The organism is Rhizobium sp. CNPSo 3670, from assembly GCF_057784555.1.
The window spans coordinates 1-25,561 of sequence record NZ_JBXSOL010000006.1; the positions used below are offsets into that span (position 1 = coordinate 1).

At 61.0% G+C, this 25,561-nt stretch carries 17 protein-coding genes; 2 read left to right on the top strand and 15 right to left on the bottom strand.

All coding sequences use genetic code 11. The features are described 5' to 3' along the window. Positions 1 to 17: 17 nt before the first annotated feature. The 13 genes from AC13QO_RS07530 to AC13QO_RS07590 form a co-directional block, all read right to left on the bottom strand. Positions 18 to 1,271, bottom strand: a complete 1,254-nt coding sequence (locus AC13QO_RS07530) for an OpgC family protein (RefSeq protein ID WP_488540342.1) — start codon at positions 1,269 to 1,271, stop codon at positions 18 to 20. A 102-nt stretch (positions 1,272 to 1,373) separates the two neighbouring features. Then, positions 1,374 to 9,893: a glycoside hydrolase family 94 protein gene (locus AC13QO_RS07535; RefSeq protein ID WP_488540343.1), complete on the bottom strand. Its 8,520-nt coding sequence runs from the start codon at positions 9,891 to 9,893 to the stop codon at positions 1,374 to 1,376. A 454-nt stretch (positions 9,894 to 10,347) separates the two neighbouring features. Then, the gene (locus AC13QO_RS07540; RefSeq protein ID WP_488540344.1) at positions 10,348 to 10,512 is read right to left on the bottom strand and encodes a hypothetical protein; all 165 of its coding nucleotides are present in this window, start codon (positions 10,510 to 10,512) and stop codon (positions 10,348 to 10,350) included. A 124-nt stretch (positions 10,513 to 10,636) separates the two neighbouring features. Then, positions 10,637 to 10,828, bottom strand: coding sequence for a hypothetical protein (locus tag AC13QO_RS07545; RefSeq protein WP_183706398.1), 192 nt, complete (start codon positions 10,826 to 10,828; stop codon positions 10,637 to 10,639). A gap of 161 nt (positions 10,829 to 10,989) precedes the next feature. Then, the gene (locus AC13QO_RS07550; RefSeq protein ID WP_285193183.1) at positions 10,990 to 11,739 is read right to left on the bottom strand and encodes an ABC transporter ATP-binding protein; all 750 of its coding nucleotides are present in this window, start codon (positions 11,737 to 11,739) and stop codon (positions 10,990 to 10,992) included. After that, entirely contained in the window at positions 11,736 to 12,569 is an 834-nt protein-coding gene (locus AC13QO_RS07555) for an ABC transporter ATP-binding protein (protein WP_488540345.1), read from the bottom strand. The genes AC13QO_RS07550 and AC13QO_RS07555 overlap by 4 nt, the downstream gene beginning before the upstream one ends. Further along, the gene (locus AC13QO_RS07560) at positions 12,566 to 13,501 is read right to left on the bottom strand and encodes an ABC transporter permease (RefSeq protein ID WP_085779795.1); all 936 of its coding nucleotides are present in this window, start codon (positions 13,499 to 13,501) and stop codon (positions 12,566 to 12,568) included. The genes AC13QO_RS07555 and AC13QO_RS07560 overlap by 4 nt, the downstream gene beginning before the upstream one ends. Continuing rightward, positions 13,498 to 14,565, bottom strand: coding sequence for an ABC transporter permease (locus AC13QO_RS07565; protein WP_488540346.1), 1,068 nt, complete (start codon positions 14,563 to 14,565; stop codon positions 13,498 to 13,500). Before AC13QO_RS07565 ends, AC13QO_RS07560 begins: the two co-directional genes overlap by 4 nt. 18 nt (positions 14,566 to 14,583) lie before the next feature. Further along, on the bottom strand, positions 14,584 to 16,227 hold the full coding sequence (locus AC13QO_RS07570; protein ID WP_488540347.1) for an ABC transporter substrate-binding protein: 1,644 nt from the start codon (positions 16,225 to 16,227) through the stop codon (positions 14,584 to 14,586). A gap of 99 nt (positions 16,228 to 16,326) precedes the next feature. After that, positions 16,327 to 17,385 carry a dipeptidase gene (locus AC13QO_RS07575; RefSeq protein WP_488540348.1) on the bottom strand — a complete coding sequence of 353 codons (1,059 nt, stop codon included), beginning with the start codon at positions 17,383 to 17,385 and terminating at the stop codon, positions 16,327 to 16,329. 157 nt (positions 17,386 to 17,542) lie between these two features. After that, positions 17,543 to 18,568 (bottom strand): ABC transporter permease, encoded by a 1,026-nt coding sequence (locus tag AC13QO_RS07580; RefSeq protein ID WP_085779791.1) that lies wholly within the window; start codon positions 18,566 to 18,568, stop codon positions 17,543 to 17,545. Positions 18,569 to 18,602: 34 nt separating this feature from the next. Then, positions 18,603 to 20,144, bottom strand: a complete 1,542-nt coding sequence (locus tag AC13QO_RS07585) for a sugar ABC transporter ATP-binding protein (RefSeq protein WP_097598234.1) — start codon at positions 20,142 to 20,144, stop codon at positions 18,603 to 18,605. Positions 20,145 to 20,213: 69 nt separating this feature from the next. After that, positions 20,214 to 21,143, bottom strand: a complete 930-nt coding sequence (locus AC13QO_RS07590) for a sugar ABC transporter substrate-binding protein (protein WP_085779789.1) — start codon at positions 21,141 to 21,143, stop codon at positions 20,214 to 20,216. 365 nt (positions 21,144 to 21,508) lie between these two features. On the opposite strand from AC13QO_RS07590, the gene AC13QO_RS07595 reads away from it, so the two are divergent. Next, the gene (locus AC13QO_RS07595) at positions 21,509 to 22,006 is read left to right on the top strand and encodes a DUF1993 domain-containing protein (protein ID WP_488540349.1); all 498 of its coding nucleotides are present in this window, start codon (positions 21,509 to 21,511) and stop codon (positions 22,004 to 22,006) included. Positions 22,007 to 22,097: 91 nt separating this feature from the next. Here AC13QO_RS07595 and AC13QO_RS07600 read toward each other — a convergent pair whose 3' ends face one another. Together AC13QO_RS07600 and galE are read right to left on the bottom strand one after the other, a co-directional pair. Beyond that, entirely contained in the window at positions 22,098 to 23,675 is a 1,578-nt protein-coding gene (locus tag AC13QO_RS07600) for an alkaline phosphatase family protein (RefSeq protein WP_488540350.1), read from the bottom strand. Further along, positions 23,653 to 24,636: a UDP-glucose 4-epimerase GalE gene (gene galE / locus AC13QO_RS07605; protein WP_488540351.1), complete on the bottom strand. Its 984-nt coding sequence runs from the start codon at positions 24,634 to 24,636 to the stop codon at positions 23,653 to 23,655. Before galE ends, AC13QO_RS07600 begins: the two co-directional genes overlap by 23 nt. A gap of 244 nt (positions 24,637 to 24,880) precedes the next feature. Here galE and AC13QO_RS07610 point away from each other — a divergent pair, with 244 nt between their 5' ends. Continuing rightward, entirely contained in the window at positions 24,881 to 25,525 is a 645-nt protein-coding gene (locus AC13QO_RS07610; protein ID WP_085779785.1) for a ThuA domain-containing protein, read from the top strand. Positions 25,526 to 25,561 lie beyond the last annotated feature (36 nt).

A 25,561-nucleotide genomic window follows, 5' to 3' on the forward strand; every position in this document is an offset into this window, starting at 1 on the left:
AGCCCGCGGCCGTTCAATCAGAGCGGTGGACTATATTTCCGATTGGTGCGGCGATAGGTATTTGCCGCTCCGCCGACCCGCACAGGCACAGGGACGGCGGCAATCTCCGTCACGAGCTTGTGCTTGATTTTGCCCAGCTGGCGCTTGTGCTCGAGATAATAGGCATAGGCGAATTGCGTCGCGATGCCCGCGATGACGAAGAACGGGCCGACTAGCGGATCCTTGTTGGTGATATAGAGCACGACCTGGCCGATCATGGCGAGGATCGTGCCGGCGACGAAGATGTTCAGCGAATGGCGGCCGAGGATCGTCAGCGGGTGGTCGGCGGGGCGCCGCAGGATGCGGGAGAGCGCCGGGATGCTGATGATGAGATAGGTTAGCGCCAGCACATGCAGCAGCCGCGGCAGCGACAGGAAAGTCTTGTCGAAACCGGTGATGACGGTGGGCAGGCCAAGCGCTGCCAGCGAATTACCGAAAATCCAGAGATGGCCGGTTACCCAGACGAAGGACAGCAGGACATAGCCGGCGGCAGCCGCAAACAACAACGGATGCCGCGGGATCGTGCCGCCGCGCTTGATATGCAGGATCGAAACAATGCCAATTGAAAACAGGAACTGCCAGGAGAGCGGATTGAGGAACCAGTAGCCCTCGATCAGCAAATTGTGCGGCGCCACTTCGTAAATGCCGGCCAGCAGCCAGACCGTGCCGGAAACCGCGAGCGCCAGAAGCGGGCTTCGCTCGTTGAGGAGAAGGATGATCGGCACCATCAGCAACAATGCGCCATACATCGGCAGGATATTGTTGTAGCCGATCTGGTGACCGAGCAGCAGCAGCGCCGGAACGCCTTCCTTCAGGTTCATCAGAACCGCCAGGATGTTGATCTCGACCAGCAGCCCCGGCCGGTGGAACAGCCAGGCACCACAGATGAAGAGCGCCAGCGTCATGAAGGTGGTGATCATATGCGCAAGGTAGAGCGTGAAGGCACGCCGCGCCGCCTTGATCGCCGTCTTGATGCGGCCGCCCGGCTTGAAGCGGGAACCATAGGCGAGACCGACGGCGATGCCGGAGATCAGGACGAAGGCCTCGGCGGCGTCGGAAAAACCAAAATTCTTCGTCGTCACATATTCGAAGATCTGTCCGGGCACATGATTGATGAAGATCATGATCAGGGCCAGGCCACGCAGCACGTCAAGCCTTGTATCGCGCCCCGTCGCAGCTGCGGATGAGGAACTGCGCTCGGTGCCGATGGCTTCGGTCAGCGTGCTTGCCATATGGATTTCTCCTGTTGTCCGGTTTTGCAAACGCGACGACGGCCAAAAGGGTTCCCTTTTGGCCGTCGCGAATCGCCGTGTTCTTCAGCGTGGAGAACGCTGTTATCCGAGCGGATATCCCTCTTCGGGATCGGTGACTTCGCTGCCGTTGATCGACAGAGTGTAGCCGCTGGCATTGGACGCTTTTGAGACCGAAATGCGGTATTTGACGCCGCCCCGCTCCACCTCCGCCGCAAAACCGTCCCATTCCGACGGAAGCGACGGACGCACATGGAGCCGGCCGTCCTTCAACCGGATCCCCAGAATGCCCTCGACGGCGGCTCGGTAGAGCCAGCCGGCCGATCCGGTATACCAGGTCCAGCCGCCGCGCGACGTATAAGGCTCATGCCCATAGACGTCAGCTGCCACGACATAGGGTTCGACCCGGTATTGTTCGGCCGAAGCCTTGTCGAGCGCATGCGTGATCGGATTGAGGATCTGGAAGCAGCGCAGCGCGTCGTCGCCCCGCTTCAGCTCCGCAAGCGCCATCACCACCCAGGTCGCGGCATGGGTATATTGCCCGCCGTTTTCACGCACGCCCGGCGGATAGGCCTTGATGTAACCGGGATCCCTGGCGGAATTGACGAAAGGCGGCGTGAAGAGTCGGATGATGCGCGCCTCCTCATCGACCAGTTGGTCGAGCACGGCATCCATCGCCTTTCCGGCACGAGCCGGGTCGCCTTCGCCGGACAGAACGCTCCAGGATTGTGCGATCGAGTCGATCCGGCATTCCGGGCTCTCCTTGGAGCCGAGCAGCGCGCCGTCGTCGAATGTGCCGCGGCGATAGTAGCTGCCGTCCCACGCCGCAGTTTCGAGCGCCTTCTTCAATTCGGCGAGATGAGCCGACCAGCGCTCCACTCGGGCCAAATCGCCGCGCTCTTCGGCATAGGGAATGAAGGCGCGCAATGCACCCGCCAGGAACCAGCCAAGCCAGACGCTGGTGCCGCGCCCGCCGATGCCGACGCGGTTCATGCCGTCGTTCCAGTCGCCGCCGAGGAACAGCGGCAGACCGTTTGCGCCCTTGCGGGCGATGGCGAGATCGAGCGCCAGGGCCGCATGTTCGTAGACGCTCGCCTTGTCCTCCGAAATCTCCGGCTTGTAGAACGAGTCGTGCTGACCTTCGAGGAGAGCGGGTCCTTCCAGAAAGGCAAGCTCCTCGTCGAGCACGGTCTTGTCGCCGGTGACGCTGCAATAATGGTGGATCGCGTAGCTCAGCCAGACGACGTCGTCCGAAATCAAGGTGCGAACGCCCGCACCCGTTCCCGGCAGCCACCAATGCTGAACATCACCTTCGCGGAACTGCCGTGAGGCGGCATTCAGAATCTGACGCCGGGCGATCGAGGGTTCGTGCATCAGGAAGGCCAGCGTATCCTGCAACTGGTCGCGGAAACCGAAGGCGCCGCTTGCCTGGTAAAAGGCGGTGCGGGCCATGATGCGGCAGCCGAGGCTCTGATAGGGCAGCCAGGTGTTGACGAGATTGTTCATCCCGCGATCTGGCGTGGAGATCTGCAGCCTGCCGGTGAAATCCCGCCAGAAGGCGCGGTTTGCCTCGACCGCATCGTCGAACGAAGACTTGCGGATCTCGGCGATCAAGGCGCGCGCTTCTTCCTCCGTCGGCGTATCGCCGAGCAAGAAGGTGACGTCGCGCTCGTCGCCGGCCCCGAGTTCGATGTCGATCGCCAGAGCCGCGGCCGGATCGCCATCGAGCTCGGTGATGCCCGAAAGCGGGGCTGCGGAGGTGACGGCCTGAGGCATCTGGATCGTGCCAGCCTTGCCGATAAATTCGCGCCGGCTTGCCGAGAAGCTTGAAAGCTTCTCGCTCGCTGCGAAGAAGGCGATTCGGTTGGAAAAATCGATGCTGTAAGGATTGGTGGCAAACAGTGCCCCCGTCTCCTCGTCATGGCTCGACAGAATGAAGGGCGCAGTGCGTCCCGGGTTGCTGCCAAGAACCCATTCGACGTAACCGTAGAGACGCAGCTTGCGGCCGGTCGAACCGGTGTTGCGCAGGCGCAGGCGCTGCAGTTTCACCGGCTTCTCGCGGTCGATCGTCTGCGTCAGCTCGAGCGCAATCTCGTGCTGAACGGTGGAGAAGACCGAATAGCCGAGTCCGTGGCGGGCTTCGAAGCGGATATCCGGCCGACGCGAAAGCGCTGCGAACGGTGTCATGACGGCGCCGCTTTCGAGATCGGCGAGATAGAAGGCCTCGCCCGACCGGTTGATCACCGCATCGTTCGACCAGGACGTCAGCTGATAATCGCGCGAGTTGACGCTCCAGGTGAAACCTGCGCCTTCAGCCGACACGTGGAAACCGAAGCTGTCGTTGGAAATGACGTTGATCCAAGGCTGCGGCGTCGCATGACCGCCGGGCAGGCGAACGACATATTCGCGGCCGTCGCGCGCAAAGCCTCCAATGCCGTTCCAGAAGTCGAGGTCACCTTCCTCCTCGATGGCAACGGCCGGCACCACAGGCGGCGGCACCGGCGCGATGCGCTTGACCGGCGCCCTGTTGCGCTCGGCGCGCTCCATCTCCTGCAGTTCATCCTTTGACGGCGCAAAGAGGGCGACAGCGCGGTTGATCTGGTCGACCACCTTGCCGTTCTTCGCATGCAGGGTGACGCGGGAAGCCGCGATCAATGCCTTGTAGGTGTTTTCCTCCATCAGGTCCTTGCGCACCGCGAAAATATGCTGGCGCAAGCCGTCGGCCTGACCCATGCGGCGTACGTTCTCGCACATGGCGTCGAGCGCGTGTTGCATGTCCTGCGCATAGGAAGAAGCGCGTTCATTCATGATGACGAGATCTGCGGTGACGCCACGCGAGCGCAGGTATTCCTGCGCCAGCAGTGCCTCGCGGGCGATGTCGAGATCCATGTCGTCGTCGACGCGCAACGTGAAGATCGGGAAGTCGCCGGAGATCGCCAGCGGCCAGAGGGCCGATTGCGATTGCAGGCCGGCCTCGACCGTCGCCTCATCCTTGCGCAACTGCATGTCGGGATAGACGAGGTAGCGCCCGAGATGCTGGAACGCTGCCGCCTGCTGCGAGGTGACGCCGACATGGCGCATCTGCACCTGCGTGCGCGTCCAGGCCTGGACGAGCTCGTGGTTGAAGGCGTCGGGATGACGATAGCGGTTGACCGCCTTGTCGACCTCGTCGCGGCTTGGCGCGGCAATCGTCCAGAAGAACACGCTGACCTTCTTGCCGGCCGGCACCCGCACGGTGCGGCGCAACGACATCACGGGATCAAGCGTGAAGCCGTCGCTACCGGAAAGTGTCGCACCCGGATCGAACGCCGCCGCGTCAGCGAGGCTGCGGCCGCGACCGATGAACTTGCGCCGATCGGTTTCGAATTCGGTGTGACGGGTGTCGCCGGCATTGTCGACGATCAGATGTGCGAGGCTGATGTTCGGCTCGTTCGGATCACGCTTGTTGCGTTCGGCGCGGATGACGTCGCCGCGCTTGCCGATCTCGGTCTTGACGAACATGCGGGCGAATGCCGGATGCGCGCTGTCGGTATCATCCGAGGTGATCACTGGTTCGAGATAGGACGTGACTTCGATGAAACGATCTTCCGTTCCCATGTTGAGAAGGGTGACACGACGGGCTTCGGCATCGTGCTCGGTGGCGATGATGCACTCCACCTCGCTCGTCAGGTCGCCGACCGTCTTGGTGAACTGCGCCTTTTCGTCGGCGAATTCGACCTTGATCTTTTCGCCCTCGACACCCTTCGGCTCCGCTGTCGCCGACCACCATTCGTTGGTGGCGGTATCGCGCAGGAAGATGAAGGTGCCCCAGCGGTCTTCGGTCGGATCGGCCTTCCAGCGGGAAACGGAAAGGCCGTTCCAGCGGGAATAACCGGCGCCCGTCGCCGTCAGCATCATGGAATAATGGCCGTTCGACAGGAACACGAGCTCGCGGTCGCGCGAAAGGGGATCGCTGATCTTCCTGATTTCCGGCCGCATGAGATCGTCCTGGATGCTGGCCGGCGTATCGGATTCATGTTTGCCGCTCATGACGGGAATGTCGCGCGGCGCTTTTTCCTGCAGCAGAAGCTCCGCCGCCTCGATCACCGGATCGGAGTGGAAGAGTTCGCGCAGATGGCCGTTGAAGGCGACGTTGGCGACGGCTGCGATCGACATGCCGTGATGGTGGGCATAATAATTGTAGACCACCGCGCATTTCTTGCCTTCCGGCACGCGCGTCGGCGTGAAATCGACCGCGTCGTGGAAGCCGAACTTGCCGAGTGCGCCGACTTTGCGCAGCCTCTGCAGGTTTTCGAGCGCGCCCGGCGGGTCGTACTGGCTGGCCAGCAGCGAAGCATAGGGGGCGATGACGGCATTGTGGCCGAGGCCGCGCTTGAGACCGAGCGTCGGCACGCCGAAATTCGTGTACTGGTAATTGAGGTTATGGTCGCGGGCATTGAAGGCCGCTTCCGAAATGCCCCACGGGATACCGAGCTTGCGGGCATAATTCATCTGCTCGATGACGACCAGATTGTTCGTCTGATTGAGAATACCCCCGCCACGCTCCTGCATGACGAGCGGCGGCATCAGATATTCGAACATCGAGCCGGACCAGGAGACCAGCGCGCCGCGTGAACCCACCGGCACGACCTGGCGGCCCAGACGATACCAGTGTTCTGTCGGCAGGTCGCCCTTGGCGATGCCGAAGAGGCTGGTCAGGCGGCATTCCGAGGCGAGAAGGTCATAGCAGGCCTGGTCGAGCTCGCCGCTTTCGACGCGGTAGCCGATCGACAGCAGGCGCCGTTCCGGCCGGAACAGGAAGCCGAAATCCATCGAGAAGGCGAGATCGCGGGCCTTGTCGCGCAACGCCACCAGGCGCGGCCTGAGGGCATCGACCTTGGAGAGATCGAAGGTGCTGTCTGATATATGCGCCTCGCAGACCTTGACCAGCGACGCCGCCCATTGGGTGACCTCTTCGCTCTGCTTCGACTTGACCTCATGGTCGAGATTGGCGGCGAGCTTTTCGATGTCGCGTGCGAGAACGGCGAGGTTGATGATGCGGATCGAGGCGAACTCGTGCTCGCGCTTGACGGCGGCAAGCGCATTCTGGAAGCCGACGATGCGTTCTTCCAGGCGCCGGCGCAGCGGGCGCACGGTCTTGCGGTCGTCGGGCAGGTCCGCCAGCACTTCGCCGAGGATGCCGGCGGTGTCGCCGACGCCGTCGAGATTGCCCTGCATGTGGGCCGACGGCGCCTCAGCCCAGTTGCGGCAGGCCGAGGAAATCGCAATGAGGTGGCCGGCGAGATTGCCGCTGTCGACGGCAGAGACGTAACGCGGCCCGAGCGTTTGCAGCGTATCGGTGTGATACCAGTTAAACAGGTGGCCGCGGAACTTCTCCATCTTATCGATCGTCGCGATCGTCTGCTCCAGTCGCTCGAGCGTCTCCTCAAAGGAGAACCAGCCGAAATGCCGGCCAGAAACGACGGAGAGCAGATAGACGCCGATATTGGTCGGCGAGGTGCGCGCCGCCACGATGACGTGCGGCGTTTCCTGGATATTGTCCGGCGGCAGATAATTCTGCTCGGGGGTGGTGAAGGTCTCGAAATAACGCCAGGTGCGCCGGGCGATCTTGCGCAGCTCGCTTGAGACGGAATCGGCGACCTCGAGCCGGTCCTCGGTCTCGGCCGACTGGCTGACATACCAGGCGACGACAGGTGAGAGAATCCATAAAAGCGCGAAGGGGATGCCGACGAGGAAAGCGTTGCCGCCGGGAAGGGCTGCGAAACCGAGCGCCAGCAGCGCCAGTACCGGCGCATGCCACATCTGCCTGTAATAAGAGGCGAGTGTGCCTTGGCCGCCTGCCTGGACGCTGGCGGCGGTCCGCCACTGCAGCATCAGCTTGCGGCTGACGAACAGCCGGTAGAGCGACCGGCCGATCGCATCCGCCATCATCGCCGCCGAATCGGCGATGAAGACGATCCGCAATGCGACCTGCGCATTGGCGGCGGTGATATCCGACCAGACCGTATAGAGATGGGCGCGGGCGACGATATCGCTGGTGCGCGGGATGATGCCGTTGATGAGCGACAGCGTCGGCGCCACGAACAGGCAGAAGATCAAGAGAATCTGCCAGACGAGCGCGCCGAGCGGACCCATGAAATACCAGCCGAGCACGGAGGCGAAGAACCATGCGATCGGCGTTAGCGAACGGCGAAGATTATCGAACATCTTCCAGCGGCCAAGGGCCGTAACGCCGTATTTTGGATTGAACATATAGGGCAGGAGCTGCCAGTCGCCGCGCGCCCAGCGATGCTGGCGCGAGGTCTCCACCTCGTAGCGGATCGGGAAATCCTCGACCAATTCGAGATCGGTGACGAGCGCACAGCGCGCCATCGAGCCTTCGAGAAGGTCGTGGCTGAGCACCGAGTTCTCCTCGATGCGGCCCTTCAGCGAGGCTTCGAAAGCATCGACGTGATAGAGGCCCTTGCCGGTGAACGTGCCTTCGCCGGCGAGATCCTGATAGACGTCGGACACGGTGAAGACATAGGGGTCGAGACCGCGATTGATCGAGAAGACGCGTTGGAAGACCGAGGCATCCTTGCCCGTGGTCAGCGATGGCGTCACACGCGGCTGCAGCACGCCATAGCCGCTCTCGACGCGTCCGGTCTTCGGATTGATGACCGGTCGGTTGATCGGATGATAGAGCTTGCCGACGAGCTTGGTGACGGCATCGCGCATCAGGCGTGTGTCGGCATCGAGCGTCATGACATATTGCACATTGGCGGGCACGGTGTTGGCGCCGGGCAGATAGGTCGTATCGCGGTCGCCGCGCAGCAGCATGTTCAGCTCATGCAGCTTGCCGCGCTTGCGCTCCCAGCCCATCCACACACCTTCCGAGGGATTGTAGAGGCGGCGGCGATGCAGCAGGTAGAAACGCGTCTTGCCGTCATAGGCATAGCGGGCGGAAAGATTAGCGATCTCGCGCCTTGCATAGTCAAGAACCTCGAGATCGGCAGGCGTTTCCTCGGCATCGCTGTCGGGCCAATCGCTGAGCATCGCGAAATAAATCTCTCCACGCGGATTGGCGAGATAATGAACTTCGAGATTGCGCACCTGATCGTCGACGCTGTCGCGGTTCGAGATCAGGCAGGGCACCACGAGCAGCGTGCGCGCATCCTCCGGAATGCCTTCCTTGAACTCGTAGCCGACGAGGCGGGCCGGGGTGACGAAGAAGGACAGCAGGGTATTAAAGAGACCCGTTGCGCCCTCCGAGGCCGGCAATGAGAACATGATCAGCAGTATTGCGATTTCGATGGCGCCCATTCCGGCACTTGCCATGAACCTGCCGACGATCGCCATGGCGATGATCGTCAGCAGCATGACGGGCAGCGCGATCGACAGCCAGTTGAAGCGGCGCACGGCGCGCACGAAGTGCTGGGTGATCGTCGGGCGATAATTCGCCCGCGCCTCGAGCTTCGGCCGTTGCGCGCCGGACAAGAAGCCACCGACATTCGGCTCATGTGGCTGCGGCTCGTCGGAGGCCTTGGCGGCCTCGGTCATGTCGAGCGCCAGTTGGGCGATTTGCATTTCGGTCAGCGGCGAGCGCTTGGCCAGTTTCTCGATCTGCTTGCGGTATTTGTTTCGCGAACCGGAATCGAGGATGCCGTAATCCGAATGCTCCCAGAGCAGCTTGTCGACATGGCTGACCTGTTCGACCCAGACCGACCATTCGGTATCGTCGATCTCGCGCAGGCTACGGATGATGTTGCCCATCGTCACGTTGCCGGAAGAGAGACGGCTGTGTTCGGCCGTCGTCGCCTCTTCGGTGTTGCGACCGAGCTCTTCCAGGCGTTCATCGAGCCAGGTGATCGCCAGACTCGACGTCTGTGAGCCGTCACGCAGGCGATAGAGGAACTGCGTCGAGAAGGTATTGTCTTCGGCAAGCGGTTCCAGCGTCTTCAGATAGGCGGCCGCCTTGGCCGGATCGGTCAGGCGCACCAATTCGTCGGCCGCCTCATTGGCGCGGCGGCGCAGGCGGCGGCTGGCTTCGACACGGCTCGAAATGCGGCGAAGGTTTTCCACCAGCACATAGCGCACCAGCGAGGGCAGGGCCCAGAGTTCGCCGATCCTCAGCGTCTCCCTGCTCTGGAAGCCGTCGACCAGCGCCGTCAGGCTTTCCTGCGAGATCGTGCTGTGGGTATGGGCGACGTAGAGCCAGGCAAGCACCAGTGTGCGCGGAATGTCGACGCCGCCGACACGCATCGTCGGCAGTTCGCGGTAGAAGCGGCGGGGAAAGTCGCGCCGCACCTCCTGGATCGCCTCTTCGACGATGTAGTGATTGTCCAGCAGCCATTCAGCCGCCGGCGTGATCGTCTCTCCGGCCTCGACGTCGGTTGCCGTGGTGCGGTAGACGCGCAGAATTTCCTTCTCGTTTTCCTTGTGGCGCGCGAAGAAATCAAAGGGTGCGAAAGCCGGCAGCTTGTCGACGCCGTTGACGACGACCGCTTCGCCCATCGCCTTGATGTCCTCGATGGAAAGATAGGTCGAGCGGATCGAATCATTGTGATCGATCTGCTTCGTATCGGATTCGCGCGGAAGGCTCGGAGAAAGATTGGCAATAGACATGGGTTCGGTTCTGGATCCAAACAAAGTTATGGCTGTTTTGCTCAGCCTTTTGCACTGCTTATCATGACTGCTACATGAACGGGGCCCGATTCTTCGAAGATCGATGAAGCCGGGTGAATGACGTCTGGGCAAGCGATGTAATCGGGCCTAGCCTTGGTCCAGCGCGGCCTGAAGGTCGATCAATACCCTCTCCGCAAAACCATGGCGAAAAGTTGGACACTATCGCGATAATTCAAGTCAAGAATGGTGAGCCGAGCGGGCCGGCGCGCTTGCTGCGCAAGGCAGAGCGCCGTGCATGTCGCAACCTTTGCGGCCCGGCCGCGGCTTGTCGATAGGAGGATGGTTCGCCAGATCATGGTCTGGCTGCGCTTTGATCGGGCTTGCCCCGAGCGAGGAAACGCGCCGCATGAGGCGCAGGCGGCCCCGGCACGTGCCGAGGCCTATCATCTGCCGACTATCCGAGGACGCCGCAGACCATTGCCACCACGAACAGGAATGCCGCGGTGAAGATCGTCCCATGGAACACCGTCTGAAGCCGGTGGCGCGTCGCGTGCGGCTTCTTGGTGGCTACCGAACCATAGTGGTTCACGTGAGTATGCGAAATACCCAGCTCTGCCATGTGTCGCCTCCGTTGTTCTCGTGCGGCCGGTTGTGCGGCTCGCTGTTATATTTCTTATTCCCTATCAGGTAGGTAGAGATAAATTTCCTTCTAGAGCGGGCGGAAGAGAAAATTCAACCGCTCTTTAGCAGAGCGTGCGCCATGCCCAGATCAGGGAGCGCTCGATGGCGTTCTCGTTCTGCTGCAGATCGGAGGTCTCGGTCCCGATCAGGCGCCGGTCCTGTTCCGCCGGTATGGAGACCGTGATCTGTTCCTTGCGATCGGCTTTTACGGGAGGATCGAGATAGCCCATGGTCATCCCACCGAGAAAGAACATGCCTCGACCTCCATCGATCACGAAAGCTAACAATCGTTAACAGGATCATGACAGAAGCGCGGCGGCTGTCAATAGTCTAGTCGAATGGTCGTCTTTTAAGGGAACATTATCCTTAACGCCCTCGCCGGCCTTTTCTTTTCAATGGCTTGAAATGATTACCTTTAGGCTTTGACGAAACCCTTGCTCGCGATCATCAAATTTTTCGTGTAATCCTCCTTGACCGCGCCCCGCGCCAGCTCTTCCGAGCTCAATCGTTCGACGACATCGCCGCTGCGCATCACCGCGAGCCTTTCGCACATATGGGTGATGACGCCGAGGTCATGGCTGACCATGACGAAAGTGAGCTTGCGGTCGCGGCGTATCTGTTCGAGCAGGTTCAGCACCTCCGCCTGCACCGAGGCGTCGAGTGCCGATGTGGGCTCGTCGAGCAGCAGGATCGACGGTTGCACGATCAGCGCCCTGGCGATCGCCACGCGCTGTCGCTGACCACCGGAAAGCTGATGCGGATAGCGGAAACGGAAACCATTGCCGAGACCGACTTCGTCGAGCGCGCGGGCAATACGCTTGTCGCTGTCGGTAACGGCGTGGATCGCAAGCGGTTCGAGCAGCAACCGATCGATCGTCTGGCGCGGATGCAGCGAGCCGTAGGGATCCTGGAAGACCATCTGCACGCGCCGATAGAAGGCCTTGCTGCGCTTCGAACCCTTCAACTCTTCGCCGTCGATGCGGATCGCGCCGCCGCTGATGGGCGCAAGTCCGGCAACGGCGCGCAGCAAGGTCGATTTGCCTGACCCGGATTCACCGACGAGGCCGAAAGATTCACCGCGCTCGACGCTGATGCTGACATCCTTCAGCGCATGAAAATCATCGTAGGCGACACTGAGATTGTCGACGTGGAGGGCTGCGCTCATGCCGCCCACTCCGGCTTGCGGTCGAGCACCGGCAGCGGATGGCGGTTCGTGCCGATTTCCGGCATGCAGTTCAGCAGTCCCCTGGTATAGGGATGCTGCGCATGTTTGAGATCGGCAGCCGCCAGCTCTTCGACGATCTTGCCGGCATACATGACGATGACCCGGTCGCAGAAGGAAGAGACCAGCCTCAGATCATGGGAAACGAAGATCAGCCCCATTCCGCGCTCAGAGACCAGCTTGTCCATGATCCGCAGCACATCGAGCTGCACCGTCACGTCGAGCGCCGAAGTCGGTTCGTCGGCAATCAGCAGTTCAGGCCCGGCAATCAGCATCATGGCGATCATGGCGCGCTGTCCCATGCCGCCCGAAACTTCGTGCGGGTGCAGGTCGAAGACGCGTTTGGGATCGCGGATCTGCACCGCTTCCAGCATGGCGAGCGCCCGTTCGCGCGCTTCCGCTTTGCCGATCTTCTCATGAGTGCGCAGCGTTTCGCAGATCTGCCGTCCGATCGTCATGACGGGGTCGAGCGAATATTTCGGATCCTGCAGGATCATGGCGATGCGCTTGCCGCGCAACCTGCGCCTTTCGCCGGCGGATGCCTTGAGGAGATCGATGCCGCTGAAATCGAGCCTGTCGGCCGTGACGATCCCGTGTTTCGGCGTCAGTCCCATGATCGCCCGGCCGGTCTGCGACTTGCCGGAGCCGGATTCGCCGACGATGCCGAGCCTTTCTCTGCCGAGCGTGAAGGAGACGCCGCGCACTGCCTCGATCAGGCCGGTTCGGGTGGGGTAACTGACCTTGAGCTTGTCGACCGTCAGAAGCGTCGTCATCGGCCGCTCTCCTTCGGATCGAGCGCATCGCGCAGGCCGTCGCCTAAGAGATTAAAACCGAGACTGACGATGAGAATGGCGATGCCGGGCATGGCCGCGACCCACCACTGATCCAGAATGAAGCGCCGGCCCGAGGCGATCATCGCGCCCCATTCCGGCAGCGGCGGCTGTGCGCCGAGACCCAGAAAGCCGAGGCCGGCCGCTGTCAGAATGATGCCGGCCATATCGAGCGTCACGCGCACGATCAGCGAGGAAATGCAGAGCGGCATGACATGGCGCACGATGATGCGGAACGGCGAGGCGCCCATCAGCTTCACCGCCGCAATGTAGTCGGAACGCCGGACCGTCAGCGTCTCGGCCCGAGCGATGCGGGCATAGGGGGGCCAGGAGGTGATGGCGATGGCGATGACTGCGTTCTGGATGCCGGGGCCGAGCGCGGCGACGAAGGCGAGCGCCAAAACCAACTTCGGAAAGGCAAGAAAGATATCGGTGATGCGCATCAGCGTCGCATCCACCCAGCCTCCGGCATAACCTGAGACCGTGCCGACGATCAGCCCGATCGGCGCGGAGATGATGGCGACGAGCACGACGACGAACAGGGTCAATCGCGATCCATAGATCAGCCGTGAATAGATGTCGCGGCCCTGATCATCCGTGCCGAGCAGGTAGCCGCTCGTTCCCGGCGGCAGCAGGCGGGCATTGCGGAGATCGCCGAGGACGGGGTTGTGCGTGGCGAGGAGATCCGCGAACGCGGCGACGAGGAGCAGGGCGACGATGATCAGCAGGCCGACGACGGCAAGCCTGTTGGCCGTGAACTGCCGCCAGGTGACGTAAGCGCGGCCGAGACGGGCTTGCCTGCGCGATTGCGGCCGGTCGGAAAGCAGCCATTCGCGGCGGCTCATCGCAGGAGAGGGGCTGGCAGGAGCCGTCATCGGTTTCGCGTCCTCGGATCGAGCGTCCGGTAGAGAAGATCAGACAGAAGATTGATGCCGATGAAGATCGTCCCGATGACGATCGTGCCGCCGAGCACGGCGTTCATATCGGCGTTCTGCAGCGAATTGGTGATGTAGAGCCCGATGCCCGGCCAGGAAAAGACGGTCTCGGTCAGCACCGATCCTTCGAGCAGCCCGGCATAGGAAAGCGCGATGACGGTGACGAGCGGCACGGCGGCATTGCGTAGCGCATGGCCCCAGATCACCCGTGTTTCCGAAAGACCTTTGGCACGCGCGGCGACGATATATTCCTGCGAAAGCTCGTTCAGCATGAAACTGCGCGTCATGCGGCTGATATAGGCAAGCGAAAAATAGCCGAGCAGCGACGCGGGCAGGATGATGTGGCGGAAGACGTCATAGAAGACATCCCATTGCCCCTGCCAGGCGCTGTCCAGAAGATAGAAGCCGGTGATCGGCGTGAAGGTATATTCGAAAACAATGTCGATTCGGCCGGGAAAAGCCACCCAGCTCAGCTGCGCATAGAAGATGACGAGGGAGATCAGCGCCAGCCAGAAGATCGGCACCGAATAGCCGATGAGACCAATGACACGTACGATGTGGTCGGCAATGCTGCCGCGGCGCACTGCGGCGAGAACGCCAAGCGGCACGCCGACGCAGGCGCCGATCAGCGTTCCCAACGTCGCGAGCTCGATCGTCGCCGGCATGACCCGGCGGATGTCGACCATGACAGGATTGGTCGTCAGCACCGAGTTGCCGAAATCGCCGGACAGGACGCCTTTGATATAGATGTAGAACTGCTGATAGAGCGGCAGGTTGAAACCCATCTCCTGGCGCACCCGCTCGACGACATGGGTGGGAGCGCGGTCGCCGAGAATGGCGAGCACGGGATCGATCGGTACGACTCGGCCGATGAAGAAGGTGACGGCCAGCAGGCCAAGATAGGTGGTGACGGCGGCGAACAGGAACCGCCCCAAAGCCTTGGCGAAGGCGCCGGCACGGCCCTTGCGGGGCCGCGCCTCCTGCCTGGTTTCGATGGTGCTCACGCCGTTGATCCCGCCGGATTATTCCTTGGCGATCGGACTGACGAAGTTGGTGTCGAAGCTCGGCCCCAGCTTGAAGTCCTTCAGATTCTTCCGATAGCCCGCTACCTCGGTCTGCTGGAAGATGATGACGAAGGGGCTGTTGGCAAGGAACTTCTTCTGGATATCCTCATACATTGCCGCGCGCTTGGCGTTGTCGCGTTCAAGCAGGGCCGCCTTGGTTTGCTTATCGAGTTCCGGCGCTTCCCAGGTGTTGCGCCAGGCGAGTGTCTTCACCGTGCCCGCATCCGAATTGTCAGGATTACTCGTGAAGGTATCGGCATTGGAGTTCGGATCGAAATAATCCGATCCCCAGTTACCAATATAGATGTCGTGGGTGCGAGCGCGATATTTGGTCAGCGTCTGCTTGCCGTCACCCGGAATGATTTCCAGCTTGACGCCGGCCTGCGCCAGCGTCTGCTGCATGGATTCGGCAATACCGGTCACCGGCTGGGTGTTGCGCACATCCATCGTCACCGAGAAGCCGTCCGGAAGGCCGGCCTTGGCAAGGAGTTCCTTGGCCTTGGAGACATCAAGCTTGTAGGGATTTTCATCGAGCGCGCCGAGCTGGCCCTTGGGCAGGAAGGTCTGATGAATCTCGCCGATTCCCTTGATCAAGGTTGCGCCGATCGCATCGTAGTCGACCAGATACTTGAAAGCCTCCTGGACTTCAGGCTTCTTCAGGTTCTCGTTCTTGTTGTTCAGGCTGACATAGTAGATCGTGCCTTTCGGCGCACTTGTCGTGGCGAGATCGGCATTCTTGGAAACGGCGTCGATATCGCCAGGCTCCAGATTGCGGGCGATGTCGATATCACCAGCTTCGAGCGCCAGCCGCTGGGCCGAACTTTCCTTCATATAGCGGTAGATGACGCGGTTGAGCTTGGCCTTGTCGCCGTAATAATTGTCGTTCCGCTCAAGCACGACGACTTCGTTTGCCCGCCATTCGCGCAGTTTGAAGGCGCCGGAGCCGGCATAACCGGTCTTCAGCCATTCATTGCCGAAATCATTGTCGTATTTATGCTCGGCATCCGGCGTCACCGCCTTCACATGTTCCATCACGAGCTTCTTGTCGACAACCGAGGCGACGGTCGCCGTCAAGCAGTTGAGCACGAAGCTCGGGGCATAGGCCTTGTCCACGGTGAAGACGAAGGTATTGGCGTCGGCCGCCTTGGCCTTTTCGGTGACATTGTCGCCCGTCAGGCCGAACTGGGTGAGGATGAAGGCCGGGCTTTTGTCGAGCTTGACGGCGCGTTCGAACGACCATGCAACGTCTTCGGCGGTAATCGGATTACCGGAGGCGAACTTCAGGCCGGGTTTCAGCTTGAACGTGTAGGTGAGGCCGTCATCCGAAACGCTCCAGCTCTCGGCAAGATCACCCTTCACCTTGGACGTGTCGGCGAGATCGAGACGGACGAGCAGGCTGTAGCTGTTGCTGGTGATCTCCGCGGTCGAAAGCTCGAAGGCTTCGCCCGGATCCATGGTGATGATGTCGTCGATGGCAAACCCTTCGACCAGCGTGTCCTTGGGCGTCTCGGCAAAGGCGGCCGGTGCCGTCATCATCAGGAGCGAAATGGCGGCTCCTGCGGAAAGTAGGCGGAAATTGTGGCTGAGCTTGGCGATCATCATGGTCTGTTCCCCTGTTCTTGATTGATTACGAAGCGTTTTGTCGGTCATGTCCCATTAAAATATTGTCCGTTTTCAGTGCGTCGAGAGGCGCGCCGCACTTTAGGCGTGGTCCTCCCGCCAAGCTTGCGCCAGAATACGAAGCCAATTTTCACGGGCAAGTTTCGTGAGGTCGGCCTCACCATATCCAACCTCCCGGAGAGCGGCAATCAGCTTCTGATTGCCGGCCGCGTCGCCGATTTCTTCCGGAATGGTTGCGCCGTCGAAGTCCGATCCGAGGCCGACGCAATCGATGCCAATGCGGTTCACCAGATAGTCGATGTGGCGGATCATATCGGCAAGCGGTGTGTCGCTGTCCGAGCGACCGTCGGGACGCAGCATGGCGGTGGCATAGTTGATGCCGACGAGCCCGCGGCTTTCGCGGATCGCATCGAGCTGCCTATCCGTCAGATTGCGCGCCACCGGCGTCAGTGCATGCGCATTGGAATGGCTGGCGACCAGCGGCTGGTTCGTCGTCTTCGCTACGTCCCAGAAGCCCTTTTCGGTAATGTGGGCGAGGTCGATAAGGATACCGAGGCGATTGCACTCCCTCACCAGCTCGAAACCGGCCTCGGTGAGCCCGGGCGCCGTATCCGGCGACATCGGGAAAGCGAAGGGCACGCCATGTCCGAAGACGTTGTGCCGGCTCCAGACCGGGCCAAGCGATCGCAGTCCCGCTGCATAAAATAGTTCGAGAGCCGAAAGGTCGGGGCCGATAGCCTCACAGCCTTCCATATGCATGACGGCGGCAAAGATGCCCTCCTGCATGGCGCCGCGGATGTCCTTAACCGTCCGGCAGAGCCGCCAGGCGCCTGCCTGGTCGAGCCGCAAAGCGATCGCCGCCATTTCGGTAGCGATGGCAAGCGACGGCAGCGGATCGAGAGGAGCCGCCATCGGCGTGATGTAGCGGCCATCGGCATCCGGATCAGCGAAGACAAGATCGCCCGAGGGAATGTAGATGGCGCAGAGGCCGCCTGAGAGGCCTCCTTCCCTGGCGCGACGCGCATCGATATGGCCGGTCGTCGTTCCGTCTGCGAATTCCGCGATCGGGTCGCTGCCGTCTTTTGAATGTGTCCAGAGCCGGAGGAGAACGTCGTTGTGGCCGTCAAATACGAATTGCATCTGTCTTCCTGCGCTGCCCGAGCGGGCCAATAAGCGGCAGAATAGAAAAGCTGACGGAATTCGCCACCTCTTTTTTTGGCATCGGCATTGTGGAGCATCACCAAAAGCGAAACGGGGGCCGAAGCCCCCGCAAAATCATCGCATCACATGGTCGTCCTCAGTGCTTGCGGCGCTTCTTTTGCCGGTAGACGTCGATGACGACGGCCGCGACGATGATGAAGCCCTTGACGATCTCCTGATAATAGGCGTCGATCCTGAGGAAGGTGAAGCCCGAGGTCATGACGCCAAGAATGATGGTGCCGATGACGGTGCCGGTGATGCGCCCGACGCCGCCGGTGAGCGAGGTGCCGCCGATGACGGTCGCGGCGATCGCGTCCAACTCATATCCGACGCCCATGCTTGCCTGCGCGGTTTCCGCGCGTGCCGCCGTGACGATGCCGGCGAGACCAGCAAGCAATCCAGCAATCACATAGACTTTGACGAGGTGCGCTTCGATGTTGATACCGGAAACGCGGGCGGCCTGGGGGTTCGCGCCGATGGCGTAGGTGAACTTTCCATAGCGGGTGTAGCGCAGCGCGATGTGGAAGATCAGTGCAACAACGAGGAAGACGACAACCGGCCACGCCTTGGTCCCGATGAAATGAAACTGCTCGGTGATACCGGAAACCGGCTGCCCCTTCGTATACCACTTGGCAACACCTCTGGCGGAAACGAACATGCCAAGCGTTGCAATGAACGGAGGGATCTTCGTATAGGCGATGAGCGCGCCGTTCGCCAGACCCGCCGCCGCTCCGATCAGCAGACCGATCATGATGGGCACGAGCGCCGGAAGATCGGTCAGCGAGGGGAAAACGGCCCGCCCCCAGGTGGAGGACTGGGCGAAACTTGTCGCGATCATCGCCGTCATGCCGACGACGGAGCCCGATGATAGATCGATGCCGCCTGTTATGATGACCTGCGTGACGCCGACGGCGATAATGCCGATGACGGAGACCTGCAGGATCATGATTGTCAGGCGCTGCGAATTCATCAGGAAGCTTTGGCCGATGAAAATCCAGCCGAGCGCTTCATAGATGAGCGCGATGCCGACAAGCACCAGGAAGATGCTGAGTTCCGGCGGCATACGCCGCCGTCTCTGCCGGGTTGCGAGCGGGGCCGTACCCTCTGCTGCCTTGGTACTCATATCAAACCTCCCTTAGGCGATTCCAAGCTGCGCATTACCGCGCAGCCAGTTCCATCACCTTGATCTGCGTTGCTTCATCGCGATTGAGGAAACCGGTCACCAGGCCCTCATGCATGACCATGATGCGGTCGCTCATGCCGAGAACCTCGGGCATTTCGGATGAGATCATGATAACCGCCACGCCGTTTCGCGCCATTTCCGTGACCAGCCGATGGATTTCCGCCTTGGCGCCGACATCGATGCCGCGCGTCGGTTCATCGAGGATCAGGATCTTCGGATGGGTGAGCAGCCAGCGCCCGATCAGTACTTTCTGCTGATTGCCGCCCGAAAGGTTTTCCACCCGCTCGTAAAGATTGGGGGTTTTTACGCGCAGCCTTTTCGCCATGTCTTCGCAGGTCGCCTCGAGTGCGCCCTGCTGCACGAAACCACCCTTGACAAATTTGTCCTGCAGGACGGCGATCTGCATGTTTTCCAGAATATCCAAGATCAACAGGCAGCCGGTGTCTTTGCGATCCTCCGTCAGGAATGCCATCTGGTGACGGATCGCCTCGGTCGGCGAGGAAATCGTCACCGGCTTGCCGAACAGTTCGATCCTGCCGGAGCTTGCCGGCGTAACGCCGAATAGCGTTTCGGCGACATTCGACCGTCCGGAGCCGACGAGGCCGGCCACACCGAGAATCTCGCCGGCCCTGACCTCGAAGGAGACGTCCTTGAAGACACCGTTGAGGCAAAGATCCTTGACGGAGAGCACGACCTCGCCGATCGGCACCTGTTCCTTCGGAAACATCTGGGTGATCTCACGCCCGACCATCATGCGGATGATGTCGTCGCGGGTGACGTCGGTCGAGGCGTGCGTGCCAATATATCGGCCATCGCGGAAGACGGAAAACTCGTCGGCGATCTCGAACAGCTCGTTCATCTTGTGGGTGATGTAGACGATGCCGATTCCCTCAGACCTGAGGTCGCGGATGATGCGGAAAAGATGCTCGACCTCGCGCTCCGTCAGGGCCGAAGTAGGTTCGTCCATGATGAGGACATCGGAATTATAGGAAACCGCCTTGGCGATCTCGACCATCTGCCGGTTGGCAACCGAGAGGTGCCGGACTTCGATATCGGGATCGATATCAATATTGAGCCGGGCAAACAGCTCCTCGGTCATGTTATGCATCACGCCATGGTCTATGAAACCGAAGCGGTTCTTCGGTTCGCGGCGGATCCAGATATTTTCGGCAACCGTCATGAACGGCATCAGGTTCAACTCCTGATGGATCATGGCTATGCCGTTCTCCAGCGCATCGAGCGGAGATTTCAGCTGGATCTCGACCCCTTTGAGGCGAATATCGCCTTTATCGGGCGTATAGATTCCGGCGAGGATCTTCATCAACGTCGATTTACCGGCGCCGTTTTCACCCATCAGCGCATGCACTGAGGCGCGTTTCAGCCGAAACTGCACGTCATCGAGTGCGACGACGCCGGGAAACTCCTTGCGGACGCCCTCGGCGCTCAAGAGAAACTCCGCATTCGGAACGGCGCCGCTCGCACGCACGGCTGCCATGGTTGTCGGACTGACGGCCATATCATCTCCTCCGGATACGGACAGGCTGAAAGGATGCGGGCAGAGCCCGCATCCTCCTTGGCACTCGCCTCAGTTCTTGGCGACGAAGTCCTTGACGTTTTCTGGGGTGACGAGCTGGAAGGGGATGTAGACCTTTTTTTCGACCTTTTCGCCCTTGGCAAGCTTGAGCGCCGTATCGAGTGCGCCCTTGCCCTGGCCGGCAGCGTCCTGGAATACGGTGACGTCGAGGTCACCCGCCTGCATGGCGGCAAGCGCGTCCTGGGTGGCGTCGACGCCACCGATAACAACCTTGCTCATATCCTTGCCGGCTGCCTTCAGCGCCTGGATGGCACCGATAGCCATTTCGTCGTTGTTGGAGATCACAGCGTCGAATTCGATGCCGCTGGAGAGCCAGTTGGTCATCAGGTCGGCGCCCTGGGTGCGATCCCAGTTGGCCGTCTGCTCTTCGACGATCTCAAGGCCCTTGCATTCATCCGTCTTGATGACGTCATGGACGTCCTGGGTGCGCATGCGGGCAGCCTGGTTGGAAAGCTCGCCCATGATGACGACGGCCTTGCCCTTGCCACCAAGAATGCGGCAGATTTCCTTGGTTTCCAGCGTGCCGGATTCCTGCTCGTTGGAAGCGACGAAGGCCTGCTTTTCCGGAAGCGTGTCGACGTTGACCGGCTGGCGGTTGACGTAAACCAGCGGAATGCCGGCATCGGCGGCGAGCTTCGACATTGCCGTGGTCGCATCGGTATCGACGGGGTTGACGATGATGGCATCGACCTTGGAGGCGATGAAATTCTGGATCTGGCTCTGCTGCTTGGAAACGTCGTTCTGTGCGTCTTCGACCTGCAGCGTGACGCCGGAAAGCGTTTTAGCATAATCGGTCATGCCGTTGCGCAGAACGGTCAGGAAGTTGTCGTCGAACTTCGCCATAGAGACGCCAACCGTTTCCGCGTGGGCGGCCGTCGACATGACGAGCGCCATCGCAGTGCCCAGGATAAACTTTTTCATTTTCACTTCCTCCACAAAGCGGTGCCCGGCTGCACCCTCCTCACGCCGGAGCTCCGGGCATCTGCCCTGAAGCCGCAATTTGCTGCGCCGCCTCTCCCGCGGCGTTCCGAAAACGGAACAAACAAACCGTAAAATTTGTTCTTCGGAATATTCATTCCATTTTCTGGGAAAGACGTCAAGCCTCTCTTTAGCGGCACTCGGATATTGATGGGGCAATGCATGGGAATTGCGCGTGGCACACGCGTTCGGCGGCATTGCGCACGAAGTGGGCAGCCTCCATGTATGGAAAGGTCGAAGACAGGCCCCGCCGCAGGCCCTTCGACATCGCCGCGGCCGCTCATTTTGAAAATTCTGGAGACAGACTGATGTCCATTTCGATCTATCGCCTTACCGTTCCGATGTTCCAGCGCGGCCTCGCCAGCCTGAAGACCTATCTCGATAAGGCTGAAGCCTATGCGAAGGAAAAGAATATCGATCCCGCGATACTCGTCTCCGCGCGGCTTGCACCCGACATGCTGCCGCTCGCCGGCCAATATCAGCGGGCCAGCGACAGCGCCAAGTTCGCGCTCGCTCGCCTGACCGCAACCGACGCGCCAAAGTTCGAGGATAACGAGACGACGATCGAGCATTTGCGCGAGCGCCTGGCAAAGACAGAAGCCTATCTCGCCGGCTTCTCGGCGCAAGCCCTGGAGGGCGCGGAAAGCCGACAGATCACTCTGCCGGGCAAGAGCGGCATCGTGCTTCCGGGTGACGAATATGTCACCACCTTCGCCCTGCCGAACTTCTACTTTCACGTCGCCACCGCCCACGCCATCCTGCGCAACCAGGGCGCACCGATCGGCAAGCGCGACTATCTGGGCTGATTCAAGGCAATTCCGGCAAAGCGCACAGCGGGTCTTGCTGGACGTAAAAATAAAGCGAGCGTTGCCTCCATTCGAAGAAGATGGAAACGCTCTACCGGGGTCGGTGCGTCACGGGCCCCTTTTCCGTCAGCTCGGTATAGGCAAGCGTCTGGTCGAGATGCCGCGCTCTCAGCGAGAGCAACTTCTCGGCATATTCAAGTCGGATCGCCGCATAGGCTGGATCGGCCGCGACATCGTCGAGCTCCATCGGATCATTGCTGAGATCGAAGAGCAGCGGCGGCAGTGCGGCAAAATGCACATATTTGAACCGATCGTCGCGGATCACTGCGAGGTTGCATTGGTTCGGCCCCAGCCCGAAATGCCGCTCCGCCTCGCCCTTGGCGATGTCGCGGAAATCGAATTCCCAGAATATCGCGTTGCGCCAGCCTTCGACGACCTCGCCCGTGATGAACGGCATCAGCGACCGACCGTCGAGCCCGTTCTTTGGCTCGATGCCGAGCCTTACGCACAAGGTGGGAAAAATATCCGCAGCGCTGGTGAAATCGTCAATGATCCTGCCGGCCGCAGCGTTTGCGGGATCGCGGATGATCAACGGGATATGGTAGCTGCCATCGAAGAAGCCACCCTTGCCGAGCGTCCAGTGATCTCCCGCCATCTCGGCGTGGTCCGAGGTGAAGACGACGAGCGTATTCTCCCAAGCACCCGCATCCTTCAGCGCCTGCCAGATCCGGCCGAGCTGCGCATCGACCTCTGAGATCATCCCGTAATAAATTGCCCGGATCGCCGCGAAGTCCTCGCTGCTCCAGGCGCTGAGCGGCCCTTGCGCCCCGTGAATGAAGCTGCCCTTGTCGGTGAGCGGCATGGCATAGGCGAGATAGGGATGAGCTTCCTGTTCCGCTTCGCGGTTTTCCGCACGCGCAAAGGCCGGCCCGTCATCCGGCTTGTACATCCGGTTGAACGGCGCCGGCACTGAGAATGGCGGGTGCGGACGCAAGAAGGAGACATGCGCGAACCACGGCCGGTCCTGTTCGCCCATCCAGCGAATGAACTCGCCGGCCAGGAAGGCGGTCTGGGTCTCATCGCTGGAATAGGCTGGTGCAGCATCGGAAATTTCGCCGGCTCGCGCACCGACGGGGATGTGGATGTCGCGGCTGACGGCATTTGCATGGCTACGTGACCTGAGCCATGAGAGCCATTGCCGTTCATGCTCGGGCAGGAGTTGGCGAGCGGTAAAACCCGGCAACACGCCTTCGTAGGTGGTCAGATGCGGGTTAGCCGCATCCATGCTGCGCGGATCGGGCGCCGTGTCGGTATAGCCGAACAGCGTTGGGTCGTATCCCGCCCGCCGGGCCGCTAGAGCCAGATTGTCGAAGCGAGCGTCGAGCGGCGAACCATTGCGGCAGACGCGGTGGTTCATCTGATAAAGGCCGGTATAAAGCGTGGCCCGGGCCGGAGAGCAGGGGGCGGCCCCGGCATAATGCTGCCGGAAGAGCGTGCCTTCGCGCGCCAGTGCATCGATGTGAGGTGTTTTCACACAAGTATGAACGACCGCCGACAGGCAGTCGCCACGCCATTGGTCCGCGGTGATCAGCAGAATATTGGGCCGGCGGAGCTTTTCAAGGCTTTTTGGCTCAATGCTGCTTGGCTCAATGCTGGTTGGATTTTGCATGCCAATTCCAGGCGGAGCGGATGATCTCGGACAGATCATATTGCGGCACCCAGCCGAGCACGTCGCGCGCCTTGTCGTTGTTGGCGACCAGCGTATGCGAATCCCCTTCGCGCCGGCCGATATATTCGACAGGGAAGGGTCGGTTCGACACGTCCTCGATCGCGCCCAGCAATTCTCTGACCGTCGTACCCGTGCCGGTGCCGAGGTTGAGTGCGACGGAATCGCCGCCCTTCAGCAGATATTCGACGGCGCGCACATGCGCGTCGGCAAGATCGAGCACATGGATGTAGTCGCGCACGCAGGTGCCGTCGCGCGTCTCGTAGTCGCTACCGAACACCTTGAAGCCCTGGCGACGGCCGAGTGCGGCGTCGATCGCCAAGGGAATCGCATGCGTTTCCGGCTGGTGCCACTCGCCGATCCGACCTTCGAAATCAGCACCGGCCGCATTGAAATAACGCAGCACCACCGAGCGCAGGCCCTTGTACTGGTCGTAATCGGCAAGCGCCTGTTCGACGATATATTTCGTCCGCCCATACGGGTTGATCGGCACCTGCCGGTGCGTCTCGTCGAGCGGTACGCTCTGTGGCAGGCCATAGGTGGCGCAGGTGGAGGAGAAGACGAAGGCGTTGACGCCGGCCGCCTGCGCCGCCGAAAGCAGCGTCAAGGTGCCGATCACATTGTTTTCATAGAATGAAACCGGATCCTTGACCGATTCGCCGACCTCGATCAGCGCCGCGAAGTGCAGGATTGCCGCCGGCTTGTGCTTGGCCAGCACCTCGTCCAGCCGGGCACGATCGCGAATGTCGCCCTCTTCCGCCGGCCCCCATTTGACGAACTCGCGATGGCCGTTCGAAAAATTATCGAAGACGACAGGCTTATAGCCCTTGTTCGCCAGGTCGAGGCACGTATGCGAGCCGATATAACCGGCGCCGCCGACCACAAGAATCGTTTCACCTGCCATGCACCACCCTTATTATCAGTGAGAGATGGAAGAAACCTAGACGAGATACACGTCAATAAAAAGAAGGAACTTCGATCGGCGCGAGCGGACAATACGTCAAATGCCGAAATCGGCGGTTTTGCGATTTGGCCGAAACGGGGAAGTCGATGAATTATTCGCGTGATTTGCATGACCGCCCGATTTAAGCGGCTTGTACCATCGGGCGATGCTCTACGATCCGCGACAGACAGCAAGGAGAACGGGAATGAGGAAGGCATTGATCGTCTGGGGCGGCTGGCAGGGCCATGAGCCGGAACAATGCGCCCATATCGTCGCCGATCTCCTGCGCGAGGACGACTTCGCCGTGGAGGTGACCAGCGATCTCGGCATATTCGGATCTCCGATCCTGGCCAAGGCGGATTTGCTGGTGCCCATCATCACCGGCGGAACGCTGGAAAAGCCCCATGCTAGCGCCCTCGTCGAAGCCGTGCGCGGAGGTCTCGGACTCGCCGGCCATCACGGCGCGCTCGCCACCTCCTTCAAGGAAAGCGCACCTTTCCGCTACGTCTGCGGCGTCACCTGGGTCGCCCATCCCGGCAACATCATCGATTTCCGTGTCGCCGTCACCCGCCAGGACGATCCTGTCATGGAGGGCATTCCCGACTTCGACTACCGTTCGGAGCAATATTATCTGCATTATGATCCGACGGTCGAAATCCTTGCGACCACCACTTTCACCGGCGCCTACGACCCGGCGGCGCGCAATGTGGTGATGCCCGTCGTCTTCAAACGCCATTTCGGCGCCGGCCGCATCTTCTATTCCGCTCTCGGCCATGTCGCCGCCGAGTTCGACCATCCCTTTATGCCACTCATCCTGCGGCGCGGCCTCGGCTGGGCCGCCCGCCAATAGTATCAGGACGACACATTGCTGCATCCGGGCGGGATG

Excerpts from the sequence above, each read along its gene's own strand:
- AC13QO_RS07530 (WP_488540342.1), bottom strand. The coding sequence starts at position 1,271 with ATGGCAAGCACGCTGACCGAAGCCATCGGCACCGAGCGCAGTTCCTCA.
- AC13QO_RS07535 (WP_488540343.1), bottom strand. The coding sequence starts at position 9,893 with ATGTCTATTGCCAATCTTTCTCCGAGCCTTCCGCGCGAATCCGATACG.
- AC13QO_RS07540 (WP_488540344.1), bottom strand. The coding sequence starts at position 10,512 with ATGGCAGAGCTGGGTATTTCGCATACTCACGTGAACCACTATGGTTCG.
- AC13QO_RS07545 (WP_183706398.1), bottom strand. The coding sequence starts at position 10,828 with ATGTTCTTTCTCGGTGGGATGACCATGGGCTATCTCGATCCTCCCGTA.
- AC13QO_RS07550 (WP_285193183.1), bottom strand. The coding sequence starts at position 11,739 with ATGAGCGCAGCCCTCCACGTCGACAATCTCAGTGTCGCCTACGATGAT.
- AC13QO_RS07555 (WP_488540345.1), bottom strand. The coding sequence starts at position 12,569 with ATGACGACGCTTCTGACGGTCGACAAGCTCAAGGTCAGTTACCCCACC.
- AC13QO_RS07560 (WP_085779795.1), bottom strand. The coding sequence starts at position 13,501 with ATGACGGCTCCTGCCAGCCCCTCTCCTGCGATGAGCCGCCGCGAATGG.
- AC13QO_RS07570 (WP_488540347.1), bottom strand. The coding sequence starts at position 16,227 with ATGATGATCGCCAAGCTCAGCCACAATTTCCGCCTACTTTCCGCAGGA.
- AC13QO_RS07575 (WP_488540348.1), bottom strand. The coding sequence starts at position 17,385 with ATGCAATTCGTATTTGACGGCCACAACGACGTTCTCCTCCGGCTCTGG.
- AC13QO_RS07580 (WP_085779791.1), bottom strand. The coding sequence starts at position 18,568 with ATGAGTACCAAGGCAGCAGAGGGTACGGCCCCGCTCGCAACCCGGCAG.
- AC13QO_RS07585 (WP_097598234.1), bottom strand. The coding sequence starts at position 20,144 with ATGGCCGTCAGTCCGACAACCATGGCAGCCGTGCGTGCGAGCGGCGCC.
- AC13QO_RS07590 (WP_085779789.1), bottom strand. The coding sequence starts at position 21,143 with ATGAAAAAGTTTATCCTGGGCACTGCGATGGCGCTCGTCATGTCGACG.
- AC13QO_RS07595 (WP_488540349.1), top strand. The coding sequence starts at position 21,509 with ATGTCCATTTCGATCTATCGCCTTACCGTTCCGATGTTCCAGCGCGGC.
- AC13QO_RS07600 (WP_488540350.1), bottom strand. The coding sequence starts at position 23,675 with ATGCAAAATCCAACCAGCATTGAGCCAAGCAGCATTGAGCCAAAAAGC.
- galE (WP_488540351.1), bottom strand. The coding sequence starts at position 24,636 with ATGGCAGGTGAAACGATTCTTGTGGTCGGCGGCGCCGGTTATATCGGC.
- AC13QO_RS07610 (WP_085779785.1), top strand. The coding sequence starts at position 24,881 with ATGAGGAAGGCATTGATCGTCTGGGGCGGCTGGCAGGGCCATGAGCCG.